This is a genomic window from Falsiroseomonas oleicola (assembly GCF_019029495.1).
GTDB lineage: Bacteria > Pseudomonadota > Alphaproteobacteria > Acetobacterales > Acetobacteraceae > Falsiroseomonas > Falsiroseomonas oleicola.
Genome location: NZ_JAERQM010000010.1, coordinates 130742 through 149889, shown reverse-complemented (window position 1 = coordinate 149889; position 19148 = coordinate 130742). Strand labels below are relative to the sequence as shown.

The following is a 19148-nucleotide window of genomic DNA, read 5'->3' as shown; positions in this document are numbered from 1 at the left end:
TGCGCCACCCGCAACGGATAGACCCGCGCCATGCGCAAAGCCCCGATCCTGCTGACTGTCCTTCTCGCCGCGACTCCCAGCTTCGGCCAGGGTCTGGAACCCCAGGGTCTTGTTCCCCGGATCGGGGAGGCGCTGACGCCGACGGTGGGGGATGTGACCCCGCCGGCGCCCGACCCCTATGGCAGTTGGACCTTCAACTACGAGAACGACACGCTGGGTGGCACCGACAGCAACTACACCAGCGGCCTGCAGCTCGCCTGGCGGTCGCCCTCCGCCGAACTGCCCGGCCCGCTGCGCTGGCTGAACGAGCAGGCCACCCGGCTGCTCGGCCCGGGCCAGGTCCGCTGGGGCGCCGGCCTGTCGCAGGCGATCTACACGCCGGAGGACACGCAGCGGCGCAACCCGGACCCCCGGGACCGGCCCTATGCGGGGCATCTCTACGCGTCGCTCGTGCTGCAGCGGGATACCGGATTCTCGCTGAACACGCTGGAACTCCAGGCCGGCGTGGTCGGGCCGGCGGCGCTCGGCGAGTTCGTGCAGAACACGGTGCATGAGGCGATCCGCGTCGATACCACCAAGGGCTGGGACAGCCAGTTGCGGGACGAGCTGGCGCTGAACCTGGTGTTCGAGCGCACCGTCCGCACCGCGCCGCTGGAACTCGGCGGCCTGCAGGCCGACATGCTGCCTTCCTATACCGTGGCCCTGGGCAATGTCTCGACCTATGCCGGCGCCGGCGTGACCTTCCGGATCGGCCAGGGGCTGGAGGCGGATTACGGCGCGCCGCGCATCCGCCCGGGGCTGGTGGGTTCCGCCTTCTTCCAGCCGCGCGAGGAATTCGGCTGGTACGGCTTCATCGGTGGCCAGGGCCGCGCCATCGCGCGCGACATCTTCCTGGATGGCAATACCTGGCGCGATGGCGGGCCCTCGGTGGACAAGCGACCCCTGGTGGCGGATGCCACGGCCGGCCTGGTGGTGCATTGGCGCGGCCTGCGCCTCGCCTACAGCCATGTCTGGCGGACGGAGGAATTCTACGGTCAGCGCGGCGGGCTGGCGAGCTTCGGCTCGGTCGGCTTCACCGCCCGGTTCTGACAGGCGGGGGAAGCGATTCCCCCAGCAGTGCCTGCCTCTGCCGCTGGAATAGTTGCGCCACGGCCTCCGCCACCGCGCGCACTGCCGGCAGCCGGGCCAGGTCCTCGTGCATCAACAGCCAGGCATCCTCATCCAGCGCAGGCGGTATGCTGGCGATGCGGACCAGCCGGCCGCTGGCCTCGGCCGGCAGGCAGGGCAGCAGCGCCATGCCCAGCCCCTGGATGCAGGCCCGCAGGCGGATCGGCGTGTCATCCAGCACGGCGACCGGCGGGCGCGGGCCGACCAGCGCCTCCAGCGCCGCCACGGTGCGGGACTGCTGGGCGGGCCGGGCAAGGCCGAGATAGGGCAGCGTCGCCAGGTCGACGCGCGCAGGGTCCGGCACCAGGGACGGCGCGGCGTAGAGCGCGACCCGCACCGTCGCCAGCCGGCGCATCACCAGCCGGCCCTCCTCCGGCGGGGTGCGCATGCGGATGGCGATCTCCGCCTCCCGCCGCGCCAGGCTGAGGATGCTGCGGGACGGCAGCAGGGAGATCACCACACCGGGCGTCGCCGCCGCCAGCGCGGCCATGTGCTCCACCAGCACCAGCCCCATGGAGGCGGTGGCGGTGATGCGCACCACCTCCGCCTCCCGCGTCATGGTGGCGCGGCGGATGCTGTCGGCGGCCTCGCCCATCTGGCGGAGGGCGGCCATCACACGCTCGCCGCGTTCGGTGAGGCGCAGCCCGTCGGCGCGGCGTTCCAGAAGCGGCTCGCCGGCCCAGGCCTCGAAGGCCTCGACCCGGCGGCTGGCGGTGGCGGTGGACAGGCCGAGGCGCTGCGCCGCACGGCGCCAGCCCCCGGCCTCGACCACCGCCGCGAAGATCTTGGCATCGTCCCAGGAGAAATCGCGCATGCCCGCCCGGAACGCTCCTACCGATCCAGCCCGCGCAGCGCGTACCAGGGCGGCGCCAACAGGCCGCCGGATCGCGTGGCCATGCGAAGCTGCTCGGGTTCAGCATAGACCGGGCGGCTCCGGGCCCGGAAGGCGGCTTCCAGCGCCGGGGCGGGGCGGGGCAGCACGGCGGCGTCGCAGGCCCGCAGCAGCCGTGCGGCGGCGGCCCCGCCGGCAGCCAGGGATGCCTCCACCGCCGTGGCATCGAGCGCGAAATGGCCGGCACGGCGCAGGGCCTCGGCCTGGTCGCGCCAGGCGGCGCCATCCGCTGCGGAAAGCAGCACCAGCCATTCGGGGTATCGCATCGGCAATCCAGCTCTGTCCTGCGCCGAGGATGGCGGCGCCGCGCGGCGCCCGCGACGGCCAGGGCTGCAAAGGCCCGTTGCGAATCCGGGGTCTTGCGACGGTGCCTCTTGCCTTCGCTCTTGTCTTCGCAATCGATTGCAGGCATCTTGGCCACGCCGGGACCCCTGACGGGCGCGGCGGGAAGAAACGGACCCTCAATCATGAACAAGATGCCCGAAGGCGCGGGCCTCGGCCGGCGCGCGCTGATCGCTGCCGGCGCGGCTACCGGCATGGCGGCGGCCCTGTCCGCGCAGGCCCAGGCCCCGGCGACCAACCCGGCGCGGCCGATCCTGCTGCGCGGCGCGCTGATCCTGTCCATGGACCCCGCCATCGGTGATCTGCCCAGCGGCGATATCCTGATCGAGCGTGGCGCCATCCGCGCCGTGGCGCCCAGCATCCCGGCGCCGGAGGGTGCGGAGGTGATCGAGGCCGCCGGCCGTATCGCCATGCCCGGCATGGTCAACGGCCATATCCACCTGGCCCAGTCGATGCAGCGCGGCCTCTCCACCGAGCATTCCTTCGGCGGCTATTTCCAGACCATCGTGCTGCGCCATTCCAACCGCATGACGCCGGCCGATGTGCAGCTCGCCGACCAGGCCGGCGCGCTGGAACAGATCGCCGCCGGCGTCACCACGGTGATGGACTGGTCGCGGGAGACGATGTCGCCCGACCATGCCGATGCGGCGCTGGCGGGGCTGGATGCCGCCGGCATCCGCGCCGTGCTGGCCTATACCGCGCCGCCGATCCCCCAGGGCGGCGACGCGGCGGCCATTCACGGCCGCATGATCGCCCATGCCCGCGGCCTGCTGGCACGGCGGGCGGAGGGGCTGGTGCGGATCTGGACCTGCCTGCAGGGGCCGGACTTCACGCCGCTCGCCCCGGCGCTGGCCGATATGAAGCGCCTCGCGGAACTCGGCGTGCCGATCGCCATCCATACCGGCGCCGCCATCTACCCCAATCGCAAGACCCGGCTGCTGGCGCAGCTCGATGCGGAGGGACTGCTGAACGAGCGCCTCCAGATCGTCCACTCCAACACGCATGAGGCCGATGAATATAGGCTGGCCGCCGACAAGGGCGTGATGCTGTGCTCGACGCCGGAGGTGGAGATGCGCATGGGCCATGGCCATCCGGCGATGTTCCAGGCGGCGGCAGCGGGCATGAAGGTCTCGGTCGGCACCGACATCCCCTCCATGGTCGGCGGCGGCCTGCTGCCGCAATTGCGGGTCGCCATGGCGGCGGAGCTGCACCGGATCAATGTGGCGGCGCTGGCGGCCGGGCAGGGGGTGCCGGCGACGCCGCCGGTCACCGCCCGGCAGATGCTGGAATTCGCCACCATCGGCGGCGCCCGGGGCCTCGGGCTCGACCGTGTCACCGGCAGCCTGACGCCCGGCAAGCGCGCCGATATCCTGCTGGTCCGCGCCGACAGCCCGCTGACCGCACCGCGCAGCGATCCGGCCGGGCTGGTGCTGTTGCAGGCCGGGCCGGGGGAGATCGAGACCGTCATCGTCGATGGCCGCTTCCGCAAGCGGGATGGCCGGCTGGTGGATGCCGGCGCCGCGGCGCTGTTCACCCGGCTCCAGGCGCGGGCGGAGGAGATGGCGGCGGCGGCGCGCTGAGGTATCTGGCGCATCCGTGCGTTGCCCCGATGCCCCCGGCTGTGGCATCCAGCGCCGATGATTCCCACCCGGCGTCTCCTCCTCTCCGCCACCGCCAGCCTGCTGGCCACGCAGGCCCTGGCGGCCAGCCAGGATTTTGACAGTTTCCTGGAAGGGGTGCGCGGCGATGCGCGCCGCGCGGGCGTGTCGCAGAATACGCTCAATCGGGCGCTGGCCGGCCTCCGCCCCAATGACCGGGTGCTGGAGCTGGACCGGCGGCAGCCGGAATTCACCCAGACCTGGGAACAATACCGCGACGCCCGCCTGTCGCAGCAGCGCATCGATGCCGGCCGCCGCGCCTTCGCCGACAACCGCGCGACGCTGGAGGAGGTGCAGAGCCGCTTCAGCGTCTCCCCGCGCATTGTCACCGCGATCTGGGGGCTGGAGACGAATTACGGCGGCTTCATGGGCAACATGAACGTCATCCAATCGCTGGCCACCTTGGCCTGGGATGGCCGCCGCGCCAGCTATTTCCGCAATGAGCTGATGGCCGCGTTGAAGATCCTCGATGCCGGCCATGTCGCGCCCGATCGCATGCGCGGAAGCTGGGCCGGCGCCATGGGTCATCCGCAGTTCATGCCGAGCAATTTCGACCGGCTCGCGGTGGACATGGATGGCGATGGCCGGCGCGACATCTGGGACAACCGCGCCGATGCGCTGGGCTCCATCGGCAACTACCTGTCCCGCTCCGGCTGGCGCGGCGATGAGCTTTGGGGGCGGGAGGTGGTGCTGCCCGCCGGCTTCGACCCGAGCCAGGCGCGACGCGACAATATGCGCCCGCTGCGCGAATGGGTGCGGATGGGCGTGCGCCGGCCGGATGGGATCGAACTGCCGGCGCTCGACATGCCGGCGGCCATCCTGATCCCGGGGCCGAGCGGGCAGGCCTTCGCCGTCTATCACAATTTCAATGTGATCCGCCGCTACAACCCCTCCAATTTCTACGCCCTGGCGGTCGGGATGCTGTCGGACCGCGTCGCCTGATGCTTGGCCGCCGTGCTGGCCTGGGGGTCGCGCTGGCCATGGCGGTGCTGGCGGTCGGCTGCGCGCGGCGTCCGGCAGCACCCGTGGCGCAGCCGCGCTACATGCTGGGCGAGGCCTATCAACTCGGCGGGCTCTGGTCCTATCCGCGCGAGGATTTCGCCCTGGTGGAGACCGGCCTTGCGGTCGTCGCCACCGACAGCCGCGCCGGCCGGCGCACCAGCAATGGCGAGGTCCACGACCCGGCCATCCTCTCCGCCGCGCATCGTACCCTGCAGATGCCGGCAGTGCTGGCCGTGACCAATCTGGAAACCGGCCTCCAGATCGAGGTGCGGGTGAATGATCGTGGCCCGGCCCAGCCCGGCCGCGTCGTCGCCCTGTCGCGCCGCGCGGCGGAGTTGATCGGGCTGCGGCCGGGCGGCACAGCCCAGGTGCGGATCGAGGTGGTGGGCGAGGCCTCCCGTGCCCTGGCGGCCGGCCTGCCGAGCCAGGAGGTGCAGGAACTCGCCATCAGCGCCGCGCCACTCGGATCGGTGGAACGCGAGACCCTGGCGCCGCCGCCTGGCGCCACCCAGGCGAGCCGGCTGCGGGAGGCGCGGCAATTGCCCGGCGCCGGCCGGGCCGGCGGGGCCACCGCCGCCAGCACCAGCGCCACGCCGCCGCTGCGCCTGCCGGAGCGTGTGACCCGCGTCGCGGCGCGGCCCGGGTTGCTCTGGGTGGACCTCGCCACCTTCTCCCGCCGCGACATGGCGAACCGGCAGGCGGCGCGCCTGGCCGGGCTGCGGGCGCGGGTGGAGGTGCTGGGCGGGGGAGGGCGGGGCGCGCAGCCGAGCTACCGGGTGCGGCTTGGCCCGTTCAATAGCGTGGCGGAGGCGGACAGGGCGCTTGAGGGGACCCTGCGTGCCGGCGTATCCGAAGCGCGGATTCGGGTAGAGTGATCCCGAGTCGGACAGGAAGGAGGCTGCCGATGCGCCGCCGGGACATGATGGGGGCCGCCGCAGGCCTCGCCACCGGGCTGGTGGCCAGCGAAAGCCAGGCCCAGCGCCAGGCGCCGGCCGCGCGCGCGCCGCGCCCCGCCCCACCGCCGACCAGCCCGGCGACGACACCGCTGGGGCCGCTCGATACCACCGCGCGGCACGCCATGATCGTGGATTACGACACCGGCGCCATCCTGCTGGAAAAGGCGGCGGATGACCGCATGCCGCCCTCCTCCATGTCCAAGCTGATGACCATGTATGTGGTCTTTGAATTGCTGAAGAACGGCCGGCTGCGGCTGGACCAGCAATTGCCGGTCAGCGAGCGCGCCTGGCGCATGGGTGGCAGCAAGATGTTCGTCGAGGTCGGCAGCTCCATCAGCGTGGAGAATCTGGCGCGCGGCGTGATCGTGCAGTCGGGCAATGATGCCTGCATCGTGCTGGCCGAGGGCATCAGCGGTTCCGAAACGCAATTCGCCGAGCTGATGAACGAAACCGCGCGCCGCATCGGCCTGCGCGACAGCACCTTCCGCAATGCCACCGGCTGGCCCGACCCGGAACACCGGATGAGCTGCCGCGACCTGGTGCATCTGGCGCGCCGGATCATCCATGATTTCCCGGAATACTACAGCTATTACAACGAGCGCAGCTTCCGCTGGAACGACATCAGCCAGGAGAACCGGAACCCGGCGCTCAGCCGCGTCGCCGGCGCCGATGGGTTGAAGACCGGCCATACGGATGAGGCGGGCTACGGCCTGACCGCTTCCGCCATCCGCGGCGGGCGGCGGCTGATCCTGGTGGTCAACGGCCTGCCCTCCATGCGCGCCCGGGCGGAGGAAAGCGAAAGGCTGTTCGAATGGGCCTTCCGCGAATTCGAGAATGTGGTGGTGTTCCGCGCCGCCGATACGGTGGAGGAGGTGCCGGTCTATCTCGGCGACCGCGCCACCGTGCCCCTGGTCGCCGGCCGTGACCTGGTGCTGACCCTGCCGCGGCAATGGCGCCGCAACCTGGAAGTGCGGGTGCGCTACGACGCGCCGGTGCCGGCGCCGGTCAGCAAGGGCCAGGGCATCGGCACGCTGCTGATCGGCGGGCAGGGCGTGCCGGAGATGAATGTGCCGCTGATCGCGGGCGCCGATGTGGACCGGCTGGGCCTGCTGCCGCGCATCCCGGCCGTGGTCGGACGCTGGTTCGGCGGCTGAACGGGCCTTGGCCATGCAGGGGCCGGGCCGCTTCATCACCCTGGAGGGTGGTGAGGGCGCCGGTAAATCGACGCAGGCGCGCTGTCTCGCCACGCATCTGGCCCGGCGCGGCCTGCCGGTGCTGCTGACGCGGGAGCCTGGTGGCGCGCCGGGGGCGGAGGCCATGCGCCGGCTGTTGCTGGGCGGGTCCGGGCTGGACCCGCTGGCGGAGGCGCTGCTGGTCTTCGCCGCCCGGCGCGACCATCTGGTCAGCACCATCCGCCCGGCTTTGGCGGCCGGCATGTGGGTGATCTCCGACCGCTTCGTCGACAGCACGCGGGCCTATCAGGGGGCGGGGCAGGGGGTGGATGGCGCCGCCATCGACTCCCTGGCGGCCATCGCGCTGGAAGGCCGGATGCCGGACCTGACCCTTGTGCTGGATCTGCCGGTGGCGACCGGCATGGCCCGGGCGCGCCAGCGCGGCGTGGCGGCGGATCGCTATGAAAGGCTCGACACGGCCTTTCACCAGCGCATCCGCGACGCCTTCCTGGCCATCGCCGCCGCCGAGCCGGCACGCTGCGCGGTGGTCGATGCGACGCCGGATGCCGGGGCGGTGGCGCGCGACATCGCCGCCCTGCTCGACACCCGCCTGCCATGAGCCGCGCACCTCGCGCCATCAAGGAACAGACCTTCGAGGAGGATCCGGACCTTCCCGTCCGCGCGATGCCCGACCTGTTCGGCCATCGCGGCGCGGCGGAGACCCTCCAGAAGGCCGCGCTGTCCGGCCGCCTGCCACATGCCTGGATGCTCGCCGGGCCACCCGGCATCGGCAAGGCGACGCTCGGCTACCGCTTCGGCCGCTGGCTGCTGGCCGGTGGCGCGGAGGGCGCGTTGCCGGAGGCTGCGACGCCGCTGCATCTCGACCCCGGCCACACCACCTTCCGCCGCATCGCCGCCGGCGCCCATGCCGATCTGCGCGCGCTGCGGCCGAATACCGGCGAGAAGGGCGGGGTGAAGCAGGTGATCCGGGTGGAGGATTCCCGCGATGCCATCCGCTTCCTGGCCATGACCCCCGCCGAGGGCGGCTGGCGCTTCGTCCTGGTGGATGGCGCCGAGCTGATGCGGCCCGAGGCGGCCAATGCCCTGCTGAAGACGCTGGAGGAACCGCCGCCGCGCGCCGTGCTGCTGCTGACCACGGCGGCGCCCGACCGGCTGCTGCCCACCATCCGCAGCCGTGTCCGCCGGCTGGACCTGTCGCCGCTGGATATCGGCGAGCTCGACCCGCTGCTGATGCGCCTGCTGCCGCAGCTTTCCACCACGGAACGCGCGACGCTGGGTCGGATCGCGGAAGGCTCGGCGGGCCAGGCGGTGGCTTTGGCGGAGGGGGAGGGGCTGGCCATGCAGGCCCTGGTGGACCGGGCGCTGGCCGATCCGGGCGACCGGCGCGGCTGGCATGCCTTGGCCGATGCGGTGGCGGCGAAGCGCGATGGCAGCGGCTTCGCCACCTTCATCGCCCTGTTGCGGCGGGCGATTTCCGCCGGCGTGCGCCAGGCCGCGCGGGGCGAGGCGCGGCCGGAATGGCTAGGGGACCGTCCGCTTGCCGACTGGTCCACCCTGTGGGATAGGCTGGGGCAACTCGCAGCCGAGACGGATGTGCTCAGCCTGGACCGCAAGCAGGCGGTCCTGACCGCGCTCCTCTGGCTTGCGCCGCCCCGGCGCTGAGGCGCGGGCTGACCGTGAAACCGGATACAAATGCCGTGACCTCAAACTCCTACATCACGACGCCCATCTATTATGTCAACGACAAGCCGCATGTCGGTCACGCCTATTCGACCCTGGCGGCGGATGTGCTGGCGCGCTGGCGGCGGCTGCAGGGGCGCGAGGTGTTCTTCCTGACCGGCACGGATGAGCACGGCCAGAAGGTGGAGAAGGCGGCGCAGGATGCCGGGATGGACCCGCAGGCCTTCACCGACAAGGTCAGCCAGAGCTTCCGTGACCTCACCGCCACCATGGGCTTCTCCAACGACGACTTCATCCGCACGACGGAGGAACGCCACAAGCGCGCCTGCCAGGCGCTGTGGACGAAGCTCGTCGAGAAGGGCGAGATCTATCTCGGCGCCTATGAGGGCTGGTACGCGGTGCGCGACGAGGCCTTCTACGGGCCGGATGAGCTGGTGGAGCGCGATGGCGCAAAGTACGCGCCCTCCGGCGCACCGGTGGAATGGGTGAAGGAGCCGTCCTACTTCTTCCGCCTCTCGGCCTGGCAGGATCGGCTGCTGGCCTATTACGACGCGAACCCTGACTTCATCCTGCCGGCCAGCCGGCGGAACGAGGTTGTGGCCTTCGTGAAGTCGGGGCTTTCGGACCTGTCGATCTCCCGCACCTCCTTCACCTGGGGGGTGAAGGTGCCGGGCGACGACAGCCATGTGATGTATGTCTGGATCGATGCGCTGACCAACTACATCACGGCGCTCGGCTATCCGGACGAGGCCGCGCCGAACTGGAAGCTGTGGCCGGCCGAGGTGCATTTCGTCGGCAAGGACATTCTGCGGTTCCACGCCATCTACTGGCCGGCCTTCCTGCTGGCGGCGGGCCTGCCGGCGCCGCAGCGCGTCTTCGCGCATGGCTGGTGGACCAATGAGGGCCAGAAGATTTCCAAGAGCCTCGGCAACGTCATCGATCCGGTGGCGCTGGTCGAGGAATTCGGCCTGGACCCGCTGCGCTACTTCCTGCTGCGCGAAGTGCCCTTCGGCCAGGATGGCGATTTTTCGAAAACCGCTTTGGTCAACCGGCTGAATGGCGAGCTGGCCAATGCGCTGGGCAACCTGGCGAACCGCACCCTCTCGCTGATCCAGCGCAACGCGGAGGCGCAGCTGCCGGAGGCCACGGCGCCGACCGAGGCCGATGCCGCGCTCGCCGCCCAGGTGGCGGCGCTGCCCGGCGTGGTGGGCGCGCATCTGGATCGCCAGGAATTCCACCTGGCGCTGGAGGCCATCATGGCCGCGGTGCGCGACGCCAATGGCTACATCACGGTGGCCGCCCCCTGGGCACTGAAGAAGACCGACCCGGCGCGCGGCCTCGCCGTGCTGCGCCACCTGCATGATGCGCTGCGCGCCTTCGCGACCGTGCTGCAGCCCTTCATGCCCGGGACCATGGCGAAGCTGCTGGACCAGCTGGGCGTGCCGGAGGTGGCGAGGGGGCTCGATGCCCTGGCGACGCCGCTGCCCGCGGGCCTGGCCCTGCCGCCGCCGGAGCCGCTGTTCCGCAAGATCGAGGCGGCCGCCTGACCATGCTGATCGTCGACAGCCACTGCCACCTCGATCATTTCGTGGGGACGGAGCAGGAAGATGTCGTGGCGCGGGCCAAGGCGGCCGGCGTGGGGGTGATGGTCTCCATCGGCACCCGCCTCGGCGAGCAGGCCGCCACGGTGCGGGCGATCGCGGATCGGTATGAGGGCGTGTTCTGCACGGTCGGCGTCCATCCGCAGAACGCCGGCGAGGCGCCGGTGCCGGAACTCGGGGAAATCCTGGCCGAGGCGGATCATCCGCGCGTGGTGGGCCTCGGCGAAAGCGGCCTCGACTATTTCTACGACAAGGCGCCGCGCGACGTGCAGCAGCTCGGCTTCCGGCGGCACATCGCGGCCGCCCGGCAGTCCGGCCTGCCGCTGGTGATCCATGCCCGCGATGCGGATGCGGATATCGCAACGATCCTCGAGGAGGAGGATGCGCTCGGAAAGTTTCCCTTCCTGCTGCATTGCTTCTCCTCCGGCGCGGAGCTGGCGCGGCGGGCGGTGGCGCTGGGGGGCTATATCTCCTTCAGCGGCATGCTGACCTTCCCGAAGTCGGACGCCATCCGCGCGGTGGCCGCCGAGACGCCGGCGGACCGGCTGCTGGTGGAGACGGACAGCCCCTACCTCGCGCCGGTTCCCCTGCGCGGCAAAAGGTGCGAGCCGGCCTATGTGGTGCATACGGCGGCGAAGCTGGCGGAGGTGAGGGGGCTCGGCATCGCCGCGCTGGCGGAGCTGACCACCGGCAATTTCCACCGCCTGTTCAACCGGGCGCGGTAGCGCGGCGATGCGCGTGACGCTGCTGGGCTGCGGCGGTTCGGCCGGGGTGCCGCAGCTCGGCGGGCCGGATGGGCGCGGCGACTGGGGCGTCTGCGACCCGGCGGAGCCGCGCAACCGGCGGACCAGGACCTCCGCGCTGGTCGAGGATGCGGCCGGGCGGCGGCTGCTGATCGATGCCGGGCCGGACCTCCGCCAGCAGCTTCTTTCCGCCGGAATCGCAACGATCGATGCGGTGGCCTTCACCCATGCCCATGCGGATCATGTGCTGGGCGCGGACGACCTGCGCATCATCAACCGGCTGCGGGGCACGGCGCTGGACGCCTTCGGCGATGAGATGACGCTGGCGCTGCTCGGCCAGCGTTTCGACTACGCCTTCCGCCCGCCGACGCCGCCCGGCTTCTTCCGCCCGGCGCTGACCGCCCGAATGGTGGCACCTGGCGAAACCGTGGAGATGGCCGGCATCCCGGTGCGGGTCCTGCGCCAGGACCACCGGGTTATGGAGACGCTGGGCTTCCGGATCGGCCGCTTCGCCTATTCCACCGATGTGGTGGCGCTGCCGGAAGAGAGCCTGGCGGCGCTGGAGGGTCTGGACACCTGGGTGGTCGGCTGTTTCCAGCGCCGGCCGCATCCGGTGCATGCCGGGCTGGACCAGATGCTGGACTGGGTGGCGCGGCTGCGGCCGCGGCGGACGGTGCTGACGCATATGGGCACCGACATGGATTTTTGTGAATTGCGCCGCTTGCTGCCGGCGGGTGTGGAGCCGGGGCATGATGGGATGGTGCTGGAGATCGCGGAGGGCTGAGTTCACCCTCCGTTCCAGCACACCCCAAGTTAGACCCGGGTGACGAGGCTTTCGTCCTGCCAATCCACATGAAGTGCCCGAGTTGATCCCAGGCTTATCCCCATGTCTGTTTTTTCCATAATATTCCTTATGCGACAATCAGACATGGGGATAAGGCGTGGGGATAACGCCGCGCGGGTTTGGGGATTGATCGGCCTGGGCCAGGATGGCGGCCTTCCCCGGAGAGTCGCCCGCCATGCCGCCCACCGATCCCGCTGCCGCTTTGACGCGGCTTCTCGACATCATGGTCCGGCTGCGCGCCCCGGATGGCTGCCCCTGGGACCGGGTGCAGGATTTCGCCTCCATCGCGCCCTACACCATCGAGGAAGCCTATGAGGTCGCGGATGCCATCGCCCGTGGCCCGGACTTTCCCCAGCTTCTGGATGAGCTGGGCGACCTGCTGTTCCAGGTCGTCTACCACGCCCAGATGGCCGCCGAATCCGGGCATTTCGGCTTCGCCCAGGTGGCGGAGACCATCGCCGCCAAGATGATCCGCCGCCATCCGCATGTGTTCGGCGAGGCCGCCGCCCGCGACGCCGTCCTGCAGAACGCGGCCTGGGAGGTGCAGAAGGAAGCCGAGCGCGCCGCCCGCGCCGAAACCGGCACGCTGGCCGGCATCCCCGTGGGCCTGCCCGCCCTCACCCGCGCGCTCAAGATCTCCCGCCGCGCCGCCCGCGTCGGCTTCGACTGGCCGGATGCCAATCAGGTGCTGGACAAGCTGGAGGAGGAAGCGGCGGAGCTGCGGGCGGAGCTGCCTGCCATGGACAAGGCCCGCCAGGCGGATGAGCTGGGCGACCTGTTCTTCGTCATGGTGAATCTGGCCCGCAAGCTGGATCTCGACCCGGAGCAATGCCTCGCCGGCGCCAATGCCAAGTTTGAGCGCCGTTTCCGGGCCGTGGAAGGCCGCTTGGCCACGCAGGGCCTGGCGCCCGCCGATACCGGGCTGGCGGCGATGGAGGCGGAATGGCAGGCGGTGAAGGCAGCGGAGAAAGGCTGATGGCCGCCAGATATTCAGGATGTAGCAAAACTACATCGCTCTTTTGTAGTACTACGCCCTCACGCCGATATGCCTGGACGGCACCAGGACCTCTGGAACGGAGGGGGAACACGCTCGCTGTGGCGAATTTGGGTTGCGGCGCTGCAATCGCGCATTCATTCATTGCGGTGCACGACACGGAGCCAACCGCATGGCCGTCAGCCTCCGCCGCTTGTGGAAGCGCCTGGTCCCACGCCAGCGACGCTTCGCGGCGCTGGTCCGGGCCGGCAACGCGGCCCGTGACCGGCAGGACTGGGCGGCGGCGGCCGCAGCCTATGGGGCCGCCCTGGCACTGGATGCGAAACACGCACCGATCCACATCCAGCAGGGCCATGCGCTGAAGACCCTGGGCGATGCAGCGGGTGCCATCGCGGCCTATCGCGCGGCACTGCATCTGGCGCCCGAGGGCATCGAGGCGGCACTGCATCTCGGCCATCTGCTGGGCCACCATGGCGACAGGATGCAGGGCCTGAAGCTGCTGCGTGCCGCCGCGGCCCGCGGCGCGGATCCGCGCCTTTCCAACGCGATCGCGGAGCTTGAGCGCCGGGGATTCGACGAGGCCTGGCAGGCGGGCGAAGCCACCCTCGCCCACGGCGACCAGGACAAGGCCGCATCGCACTACTTGGCCGCCACAGCCGAGGCGCCGGCGGATGCCGTGGTGCTCGCCGGGCTGGCCGAGCGACTCTACGCGACGGGATCACGCAGCGCCGCCGCGGCCGCCTGCCGCCAGGCGCTCGCCCTGTCCCCTGGCCAGCCTCAGGCCGAGACAGTACTGGCCCTGGTGGAGCGTGACGATGGCGCTTTGGAGGCCGCCTTCACCCGGCTGGACGCGACCCTGAAGCGGCACCACGCCAATCCTCGTGCCTGGAAGGCCATGCGGGATCTGCGCGGCCGCATGAACCTCGGCATTCGCCGGCGGATCGCGGCCGAGCGCGGCGTGCGGGCGGAGGACCTGCCCGCCGCCTTCGATTTCGTCTGCTTCGGAACAACCGGGACCTGCAACGCCTCCTGCATCCATTGCCCGACCAACAAGGCGGAGACCGCGCACGCCCCGCGCCACCCGATGCCGATGCCCCTGTTCGAGGGCATCCTTCGACAGATGGCGGAGCATCATTTTTCCGTCCGCGGGCAGATATCCCTGGGTCTCTGGGGCGATGGGCTGGTCGACCCCATGGTCGTGCAACGCGCCAGGCTGGCGCGGGAGCTGTTTCCGGAGGTGGCCATCTCGGTGAACACCAATGGCGCCGCCTACAACCCGCAGCGGCACCGCGCCCTGTTCGACAGTGTGAGCCAGATCGCCGTGCACCTGGAATCCCTGGTGCCGGATATCTACGGGAAGCTGATGGCGCCCTTGCGGTTGGAGCGGGTGCTGCCGAAGGTGGAGGCGATCCTGCGGGACTTCCCCGGCAAGGTCTATGTCAGCGTCCCGGTCAGCCGGCTCAACCTGGCGGAGTTGCCGGCGATCCGCGCCTGGTTCATGGAGCGTGGCGCCAATGGCGTGGCCTTCGATGGCCTGAGCAGCCGGTGCAGCCGCGACCGCACCACCTTCGACCGGCTGAGCCTCGGCGCCAGCCCGATCCGCTGCCGGCCGGAACAGGTCTCCGACTGCCTGATCGTCGATTGCGACGGCACGGTGACGATCTGCTGCATGGATTTCGAGCGGCGCGAGCCGGTCGGCAATCTGGCCCGGGACAGCCTGATCGACACCCTCCTGTCCCCCGCCCGGCGCGAGGTGCTCGACCTCTTCGCCGCGGGGCGCCATGCCGAGCGGGAAACCTGCCGGCTCTGCTATGGCGACCCGCAGACGGTGGTCGCCTGAGCTGACCCTCAGCTGGTCGGCGCCCCCTCCCCGGCCCGGACCACCTTCTTCTCGGGCAGCGGAATCCACTCCGTCTCGCCCGGCACCGGGGCGCCGAAGCGGTCGCGGTTCCAGTCGGCCTTGGCCTGCTCGATCCGCTCCCGCGAGGAGCTGACGAAATTCCAGAACAGGTAGCGCGGCCCGTCCATGCTGGCACCGCCCAGCAGCAGCAGCCGCGCGCCGAGCGGCCCGGCCCTCAGCGACATCCGGTCGCCGGCGCGGAAGACGAGCATGCGGCCGGCCTCGAACACCTGGCCCGCCACCTCGACGCTGCCGGAGAAGACATAGGCGCCGCGTTCCTCCTGATGGTCCGGCATCGGCACCTGCGCGCCGGGCGCCAGCACCGCATCCGCGTAGAACAGCTCGCTCGGCGTCGCGACCGGAGAGGCGATGCCCCAGGCCTCGCCGGCCACCAGCCGCAGCTTCACACCCTCCGCATCCAGGGTCGGCAGCTGGGCCGCGCCGTGATGGACGAAGGCGGGCGCCGCCTCCTCATGCGATTTCGGCAGCGCCACCCAGGACTGGATACCGGAGAGGCGATGCGGCGCCACGCGGCGCGGCTTCGCGGTCCGCTCGGAATGGACGATGCCCTGCCCCGCCGTCATCCAGTTCACGTCGCCGGGCGCGATGGCCAGTTCGGTGCCGAGGCTGTCGCGATGCTCGATCTCGCCCTCGAACAGATAGGTGACGGTGGACAGGCCGATATGCGGATGCGGGCGGACATCGACGCCGGTGCCGGTCAGGAACTCACCAGGGCCCATCTGGTCGAAGAAGATGAAGGGGCCGACCATCTGGCGTTCCTTGGCCGGCAAGGCGCGCCGCACCTCGAAGCCGCCGATGTCATGGGTGCGCGGCAGGATGACGGTCTCGATGCCCTGGGGCAGCGGGTTGGTCGGGTCGGTGATGGTGGACATGGCGCTTTCTCCCGATGGGTCGATGCACCAGATGGACCGGCGGCACCTGGAGGGCGAATCATCGCCCGGGATGACCACCATCCGCAAATCGCATCAGCGCGCGAGGCGGAACTCCGCCAGCACCCGCCGCCCTTCCGGCGACATGCCGGGTGCCGCCTCCATCAGCAGCGCGGCAAGGCTTTGGGCCAGGGCGGCACGGCCCTGCTGCACCGTCTCGATCGCGCGGCCCAGCGCGCCGGGGTCGGGCTGGTCGCGGGTCAGCTCCCGCCGCACCGCGGCCAGGGCATCCCGCTGCGCCATGAACTGCGCCATCACCTGGCCGCGACGCGGCGCGAAGGCCTGGCGCAGCCTGTCGGCATCCGCCTCCGGCAGCGCCTGCATCAGCCGCAGCAGCGGCCGGTCGCCCAGTTCCAGCGCCAGGCCGGCGGTCTCCAACGGGAGCGCGCCGCGCCAGGCCTGGGCGGCGAAATAGGCGCCGGCGAACAGGTTCAGCCCGAGCGAGGCGAGCAGCACCAGCCGCAGGCGGGTCAGGCCGGTCATGGGGCGTCATCCTCGAACAGGGCCAGGGGTTCGGTCAGCAGCAGATCCAGCAGCGCATCGCCGGAAGGCGGCAAGGGCACCCCCTGCCCCGCGAACCAGCCCGCCAGCACCATCCCGGCCAGCCCCACCCCGACCGGCCGGGCCAGCAGCCAGCGCCATTCCTGCCAGATCCGCGGCCAGATCCCCGCCACGCGCCGCGCCTCCGCCGCCCGGATGCGGGCCAGGCTGGCGGCGATCACCGCGGCGGCGCGCAGGCGGTCGGCGGGGGTTTCCTCCGGCCTCGCGCGCAGCAGCGCCTCCAGCCGTGCAGCCTCCACCCAGGCGGCGCGGGCGGCCGGGTCGCGGTCCCGCAGCGCCAGGGCGGCGGCGCGCTGCGCGGGGGGCCATCGCGCCGGGTCGGTGCCGTAGGTGTCGAGCATCCCGGCGAAATCGTTGATGTGCATGCTCAGCCTCCCTGCATTCGCGCGCGCAGCGCCGCCCGGCCCCGGCGCAGCAGCGACCAGAAGGCCCGCAGGTCCAGCCGCAGCGCGGCGGCGGCCTCCGGCCCCTCCATCTCCTGGTGATAGAACAATGTCAGCGCGGCGCGCTGGCGATGCGGCAGGGCCGCGAGATGCGTCTCCAACGCCGCCAGGTCGGCGCGGCGGCTGCTGGCCTCCAGGGGCGAGGGCGCGGCATCGGCCGCCTCCGCCGCCGCGTCCAATGGCAGGTCGGCACCGCGCCGGCGCAGCCTGTCGAGGCACAGCCGCCAGGCGATGGCGTGCAGCCAGGTGCCGAGCCGCGCGCGGTCCGGATCGAAGCGCGCGGCCTGGCGCCAGAGCCGAAACAGCACCTCCTGCGCCACTTCCTCCGCCTCCGCCCTGTTGCGGAGCATGCGGTCGGTGAAGCGCAGCAAGGCGGGCGTGTGGCGTTCCGCGAGCAGCCGGAAGGCGGCCTCCTCCCCCGCCGCGACGCGCCGCATCAGCTCCGCCTCGGCGGGTTCTGCCGGCACGGGGCTGGAGACCCATTCAGCCGTCACGCCCATCCCGCTTTGCCCGCATCGGCCCGATCCTCGCATGTCCTGCGGGGTGATACGGCCGGGATCGGCGGAATCGTCGCGCCCTGGTGACGAAAAATCGGCGCGCCGGTCGCGGCGACTTTGCCCGGCGGCCGCGTATCACCGCCGATGACACATCGCATCACCCCCCTCACCACCCGCCGGCGCGCCTGGCTGACCGCATTGCTGCCGCTGGCGGCCTGCAGTGGCCAGAACGTGGAATGCCTGACCCTGGACCTCGAGTCCGGCCTGGCCTGGCGCAGCCGTGGCCAGTCCTGGCGCCTGCTGGGCGTGGCGCCGCCGTTGACCTGCGCCCCGCCAGCCTTGCCGGAGTCCGTCGAAGGCCCGCCCGTCCTGCCACCACCCCCGCCGGCGCCGCCCGAAGCGGCGCCCATGCGGACATGAAGGAGACGTCGCCATGCCTCGCCTCGCCATTCTGCCGATCCTGACAGCCCTGGTCGCCCTGCCCGGCCTGGCCTCCGCGCAGGCCTATGTCATCGCCCCCGCGCCAACGGTCGTTGTCCGGAAGGCCCCCGTGGTGGTGGTGCCGCGTCCGGTCGTGGTGCGACCGCCCGTGGTGGTGGTGCCGCGCCCCGTCGTCGTCCGCCCGCCCGTGGTGGTGCGCGGCCCGGTCGTCATCCGACGCTGGTAAGGCCCAAGGCCCCGTTCCTGAAAGGAGATCGAGATGTCACGCAAGCTGATCCTCGCCACGCTGCTGCTGGCCGCAGCCGCCCTTCCCGCCGCCGCCCAGCAACAGGGGCAGCGTGCCCTGATGCAGGCCTGTTCCGCCGACTACCGCAGCCATTGCGCCAATACGCCGCGCGGCGAGGGCCGCATCCTGGCCTGCCTGCGCCAGAACGCCGCCCAATTGTCGCAACCCTGCCGCGACGCCCTGTCGCGGTTGCCGGGCCGGTGAGCGCCATGCGCCGCATTCTTGTCCTCGCCGCCGCCACAATGCTGGTCGCGCCAGCGGCGGGCGCCTGGGAACAGTCCGGCAGCGTGACGACGCCGAAGGGCACATGGACCGGAAGCCGGTCGGCGGGTTGCGCGGATGGCACCTGCAGCCGCAGCGGCAGCGTGACGGGTCCGCAGGGGCAAACCGCTTCGCGCCAAGGCCAGGTCACCCGTGGCGCACCGGGCCAGTGGAGCGGCAGCCGCAGCGCCACCGGCCCGAACGGCCGGGCCTATTCCCGGAGCTGGGCGCGCAGCCGGTAGGTCACGGATAGGCGATCGCCACCACCTCGATCTCCTCCGCCCCCGCCGGGGTGCGGAGCCTGCGGGTGTCACCGACCCGCGCGCCCAGCAGCGCGCGGGCGATGGGTGCGACCCAGGAGATGCGGCCCGCGGCGCTGTCGGCCTCATCCACGCCGACGATGGTGATGGTCACCTCGGCATCGTCGGAAGCCCGGGCATAGGTGACGGTGGCGCCGAAGAAGACCTGATCGCGCCGCGTCTGCGCCGCCGGGTCCACCACCTGCACCCGTTCCAGCCGCTTGCGAAGGAAGCGCACGCGGCCGTCGATCTGGCGCAGGCGGCGCTTGCCATATTGGTAGTCGGCATTCTCCGACCGGTCGCCGAGGCCGGCGGCCCAGGAGACGATCTCGACCACCTTCGGCCGTTCCTCGTCCCACAATTTGCGGAGTTCGGCGCGCAACGCCTCATGCCCCGCCGGGGTCATGTAGAAGGGCGTGCCGGGGGGCAGGCCGGGCG

General features: G+C 71.4%; 22 protein-coding genes. 15 read left to right on the top strand and 7 right to left on the bottom strand.

All coding sequences use genetic code 11. The features are described 5' to 3' along the window. Nucleotides 1–30: 30 nt before the first annotated feature. Entirely contained in the window at nucleotides 31–1089 is a 1059-nt protein-coding gene (locus tag JJQ90_RS24835; protein WP_216878980.1) for a lipid A deacylase LpxR family protein, read from the top strand. On the opposite strand, the gene JJQ90_RS24830 is transcribed toward JJQ90_RS24835, so the two are convergent. Both JJQ90_RS24830 and JJQ90_RS24825 read right to left on the bottom strand, forming a co-directional pair. Continuing rightward, the gene (locus JJQ90_RS24830) at nucleotides 1073–1981 is read right to left on the bottom strand and encodes a LysR family transcriptional regulator (RefSeq protein ID WP_216878979.1); all 909 of its coding nucleotides are present in this window, start codon (nucleotides 1979–1981) and stop codon (nucleotides 1073–1075) included. The genes JJQ90_RS24835 and JJQ90_RS24830 overlap by 17 nt on opposite strands. Nucleotides 1982–1998: 17 nt before the next feature. Next, a complete protein-coding gene (locus JJQ90_RS24825) occupies nucleotides 1999–2325 on the bottom strand; it encodes a hypothetical protein (RefSeq protein WP_216878978.1) in 327 nt (108 codons plus the stop codon). 201 nt (nucleotides 2326–2526) lie between these two features. Here JJQ90_RS24825 and JJQ90_RS24820 point away from each other — a divergent pair, with 201 nt between their 5' ends. The 11 genes from JJQ90_RS24820 to JJQ90_RS24770 all read left to right on the top strand — a co-directional run bounded on the left by JJQ90_RS24820 (nucleotide 2527) and on the right by JJQ90_RS24770 (nucleotide 14912). Then, nucleotides 2527–3981, top strand: a complete 1455-nt coding sequence (locus JJQ90_RS24820; protein WP_216878977.1) for an amidohydrolase family protein — start codon at nucleotides 2527–2529, stop codon at nucleotides 3979–3981. Nucleotides 3982–4038: 57 nt separating this feature from the next. Further along, nucleotides 4039–5001, top strand: coding sequence for a lytic murein transglycosylase (locus JJQ90_RS24815; protein ID WP_216878976.1), 963 nt, complete (start codon nucleotides 4039–4041; stop codon nucleotides 4999–5001). Next, nucleotides 5001–5936 carry a septal ring lytic transglycosylase RlpA family protein gene (locus tag JJQ90_RS24810; RefSeq protein WP_230410962.1) on the top strand — a complete coding sequence of 312 codons (936 nt, stop codon included), beginning with the start codon at nucleotides 5001–5003 and terminating at the stop codon, nucleotides 5934–5936. The genes JJQ90_RS24815 and JJQ90_RS24810 overlap by 1 nt, the downstream gene beginning before the upstream one ends. A gap of 29 nt (nucleotides 5937–5965) precedes the next feature. Beyond that, nucleotides 5966–7171, top strand: a complete 1206-nt coding sequence (locus JJQ90_RS24805) for a D-alanyl-D-alanine carboxypeptidase family protein (protein WP_230410961.1) — start codon at nucleotides 5966–5968, stop codon at nucleotides 7169–7171. Between the two features lie 13 nt (nucleotides 7172–7184). Further along, the gene (gene tmk / locus JJQ90_RS24800) at nucleotides 7185–7808 is read left to right on the top strand and encodes a dTMP kinase (protein WP_216878975.1); all 624 of its coding nucleotides are present in this window, start codon (nucleotides 7185–7187) and stop codon (nucleotides 7806–7808) included. Beyond that, nucleotides 7805–8872 carry a DNA polymerase III subunit delta' gene (locus tag JJQ90_RS24795; protein WP_216878974.1) on the top strand — a complete coding sequence of 356 codons (1068 nt, stop codon included), beginning with the start codon at nucleotides 7805–7807 and terminating at the stop codon, nucleotides 8870–8872. The genes tmk and JJQ90_RS24795 overlap by 4 nt, the downstream gene beginning before the upstream one ends. A gap of 35 nt (nucleotides 8873–8907) precedes the next feature. Beyond that, nucleotides 8908–10437, top strand: a complete 1530-nt coding sequence (gene metG / locus JJQ90_RS24790) for a methionine--tRNA ligase (RefSeq protein WP_216878973.1) — start codon at nucleotides 8908–8910, stop codon at nucleotides 10435–10437. Nucleotides 10438–10439: 2 nt separating this feature from the next. Next, nucleotides 10440–11216: a TatD family hydrolase gene (locus JJQ90_RS24785; protein WP_216878972.1), complete on the top strand. Its 777-nt coding sequence runs from the start codon at nucleotides 10440–10442 to the stop codon at nucleotides 11214–11216. Nucleotides 11217–11223: 7 nt separating this feature from the next. Continuing rightward, on the top strand, nucleotides 11224–12018 hold the full coding sequence (locus JJQ90_RS24780; protein WP_216878971.1) for an MBL fold metallo-hydrolase: 795 nt from the start codon (nucleotides 11224–11226) through the stop codon (nucleotides 12016–12018). Between the two features lie 235 nt (nucleotides 12019–12253). Continuing rightward, nucleotides 12254–13054, top strand: coding sequence for a nucleoside triphosphate pyrophosphohydrolase (gene mazG, locus JJQ90_RS24775; RefSeq protein ID WP_216878970.1), 801 nt, complete (start codon nucleotides 12254–12256; stop codon nucleotides 13052–13054). A gap of 190 nt (nucleotides 13055–13244) precedes the next feature. Next, nucleotides 13245–14912: a radical SAM/SPASM domain-containing protein gene (locus JJQ90_RS24770; protein WP_216878969.1), complete on the top strand. Its 1668-nt coding sequence runs from the start codon at nucleotides 13245–13247 to the stop codon at nucleotides 14910–14912. Nucleotides 14913–14920: 8 nt separating this feature from the next. On the opposite strand, the gene JJQ90_RS24765 is transcribed toward JJQ90_RS24770, so the two are convergent. From JJQ90_RS24765 to JJQ90_RS24750, 4 genes are all read right to left on the bottom strand, one after another. Further along, the gene (locus tag JJQ90_RS24765) at nucleotides 14921–15865 is read right to left on the bottom strand and encodes a pirin family protein (protein WP_216878968.1); all 945 of its coding nucleotides are present in this window, start codon (nucleotides 15863–15865) and stop codon (nucleotides 14921–14923) included. Between the two features lie 93 nt (nucleotides 15866–15958). Then, nucleotides 15959–16405, bottom strand: coding sequence for a periplasmic heavy metal sensor (locus tag JJQ90_RS24760; RefSeq protein ID WP_216878967.1), 447 nt, complete (start codon nucleotides 16403–16405; stop codon nucleotides 15959–15961). Then, entirely contained in the window at nucleotides 16402–16848 is a 447-nt protein-coding gene (locus tag JJQ90_RS24755; RefSeq protein WP_216878966.1) for a hypothetical protein, read from the bottom strand. The genes JJQ90_RS24760 and JJQ90_RS24755 overlap by 4 nt, the downstream gene beginning before the upstream one ends. Before the next feature lie 2 nt (nucleotides 16849–16850). Beyond that, the gene (locus JJQ90_RS24750; protein WP_216878965.1) at nucleotides 16851–17420 is read right to left on the bottom strand and encodes a sigma-70 family RNA polymerase sigma factor; all 570 of its coding nucleotides are present in this window, start codon (nucleotides 17418–17420) and stop codon (nucleotides 16851–16853) included. A 147-nt stretch (nucleotides 17421–17567) separates the two neighbouring features. On the opposite strand from JJQ90_RS24750, the gene JJQ90_RS24745 reads away from it, so the two are divergent. Genes JJQ90_RS24745 through JJQ90_RS24735 form a run of 3 tightly spaced genes read left to right on the top strand, consistent with a single transcriptional unit; the run spans nucleotide 17568 to nucleotide 18354 of the window. Next, entirely contained in the window at nucleotides 17568–17843 is a 276-nt protein-coding gene (locus JJQ90_RS24745; protein ID WP_216878964.1) for a hypothetical protein, read from the top strand. A gap of 13 nt (nucleotides 17844–17856) precedes the next feature. Next, the gene (locus JJQ90_RS24740) at nucleotides 17857–18090 is read left to right on the top strand and encodes a hypothetical protein (RefSeq protein WP_216878963.1); all 234 of its coding nucleotides are present in this window, start codon (nucleotides 17857–17859) and stop codon (nucleotides 18088–18090) included. 33 nt (nucleotides 18091–18123) lie between these two features. Beyond that, complete coding sequence (locus JJQ90_RS24735) at nucleotides 18124–18354, top strand: cysteine rich repeat-containing protein (RefSeq protein WP_216878962.1); 231 nt, start codon at nucleotides 18124–18126, stop codon at nucleotides 18352–18354. A gap of 300 nt (nucleotides 18355–18654) precedes the next feature. On the opposite strand, the gene greB is transcribed toward JJQ90_RS24735, so the two are convergent. After that, the gene (greB, locus tag JJQ90_RS24730; RefSeq protein ID WP_457851896.1) at nucleotides 18655–19116 is read right to left on the bottom strand and encodes a transcription elongation factor GreB; all 462 of its coding nucleotides are present in this window, start codon (nucleotides 19114–19116) and stop codon (nucleotides 18655–18657) included. Nucleotides 19117–19148: the final 32 nt, after the last annotated feature.

What these genes read in the sequence shown, in the direction of transcription:
- JJQ90_RS24835 (WP_216878980.1), top strand. Translation starts at nt 31, where the DNA reads ATGCGCAAAGCCCCGATCCTGCTGACTGTCCTTCTCGCCGCGACTCCC.
- JJQ90_RS24830 (WP_216878979.1), bottom strand. Translation starts at nt 1,981, where the DNA reads ATGCGCGATTTCTCCTGGGACGATGCCAAGATCTTCGCGGCGGTGGTC.
- JJQ90_RS24825 (WP_216878978.1), bottom strand. Translation starts at nt 2,325, where the DNA reads ATGCGATACCCCGAATGGCTGGTGCTGCTTTCCGCAGCGGATGGCGCC.
- JJQ90_RS24820 (WP_216878977.1), top strand. Translation starts at nt 2,527, where the DNA reads ATGAACAAGATGCCCGAAGGCGCGGGCCTCGGCCGGCGCGCGCTGATC.
- JJQ90_RS24815 (WP_216878976.1), top strand. Translation starts at nt 4,039, where the DNA reads ATGATTCCCACCCGGCGTCTCCTCCTCTCCGCCACCGCCAGCCTGCTG.
- JJQ90_RS24810 (WP_230410962.1), top strand. Translation starts at nt 5,001, where the DNA reads ATGCTTGGCCGCCGTGCTGGCCTGGGGGTCGCGCTGGCCATGGCGGTG.
- JJQ90_RS24805 (WP_230410961.1), top strand. Translation starts at nt 5,966, where the DNA reads ATGCGCCGCCGGGACATGATGGGGGCCGCCGCAGGCCTCGCCACCGGG.
- tmk (WP_216878975.1), top strand. Translation starts at nt 7,185, where the DNA reads ATGCAGGGGCCGGGCCGCTTCATCACCCTGGAGGGTGGTGAGGGCGCC.
- JJQ90_RS24795 (WP_216878974.1), top strand. Translation starts at nt 7,805, where the DNA reads ATGAGCCGCGCACCTCGCGCCATCAAGGAACAGACCTTCGAGGAGGAT.
- JJQ90_RS24785 (WP_216878972.1), top strand. Translation starts at nt 10,440, where the DNA reads ATGCTGATCGTCGACAGCCACTGCCACCTCGATCATTTCGTGGGGACG.
- JJQ90_RS24780 (WP_216878971.1), top strand. Translation starts at nt 11,224, where the DNA reads ATGCGCGTGACGCTGCTGGGCTGCGGCGGTTCGGCCGGGGTGCCGCAG.
- mazG (WP_216878970.1), top strand. Translation starts at nt 12,254, where the DNA reads ATGCCGCCCACCGATCCCGCTGCCGCTTTGACGCGGCTTCTCGACATC.
- JJQ90_RS24770 (WP_216878969.1), top strand. Translation starts at nt 13,245, where the DNA reads ATGGCCGTCAGCCTCCGCCGCTTGTGGAAGCGCCTGGTCCCACGCCAG.
- JJQ90_RS24765 (WP_216878968.1), bottom strand. Translation starts at nt 15,865, where the DNA reads ATGTCCACCATCACCGACCCGACCAACCCGCTGCCCCAGGGCATCGAG.
- JJQ90_RS24760 (WP_216878967.1), bottom strand. Translation starts at nt 16,405, where the DNA reads ATGACCGGCCTGACCCGCCTGCGGCTGGTGCTGCTCGCCTCGCTCGGG.
- JJQ90_RS24755 (WP_216878966.1), bottom strand. Translation starts at nt 16,848, where the DNA reads ATGCACATCAACGATTTCGCCGGGATGCTCGACACCTACGGCACCGAC.
- JJQ90_RS24745 (WP_216878964.1), top strand. Translation starts at nt 17,568, where the DNA reads ATGACACATCGCATCACCCCCCTCACCACCCGCCGGCGCGCCTGGCTG.
- JJQ90_RS24740 (WP_216878963.1), top strand. Translation starts at nt 17,857, where the DNA reads ATGCCTCGCCTCGCCATTCTGCCGATCCTGACAGCCCTGGTCGCCCTG.
- JJQ90_RS24735 (WP_216878962.1), top strand. Translation starts at nt 18,124, where the DNA reads ATGTCACGCAAGCTGATCCTCGCCACGCTGCTGCTGGCCGCAGCCGCC.
- greB (WP_457851896.1), bottom strand. Translation starts at nt 19,116, where the DNA reads ATGACCCCGGCGGGGCATGAGGCGTTGCGCGCCGAACTCCGCAAATTG.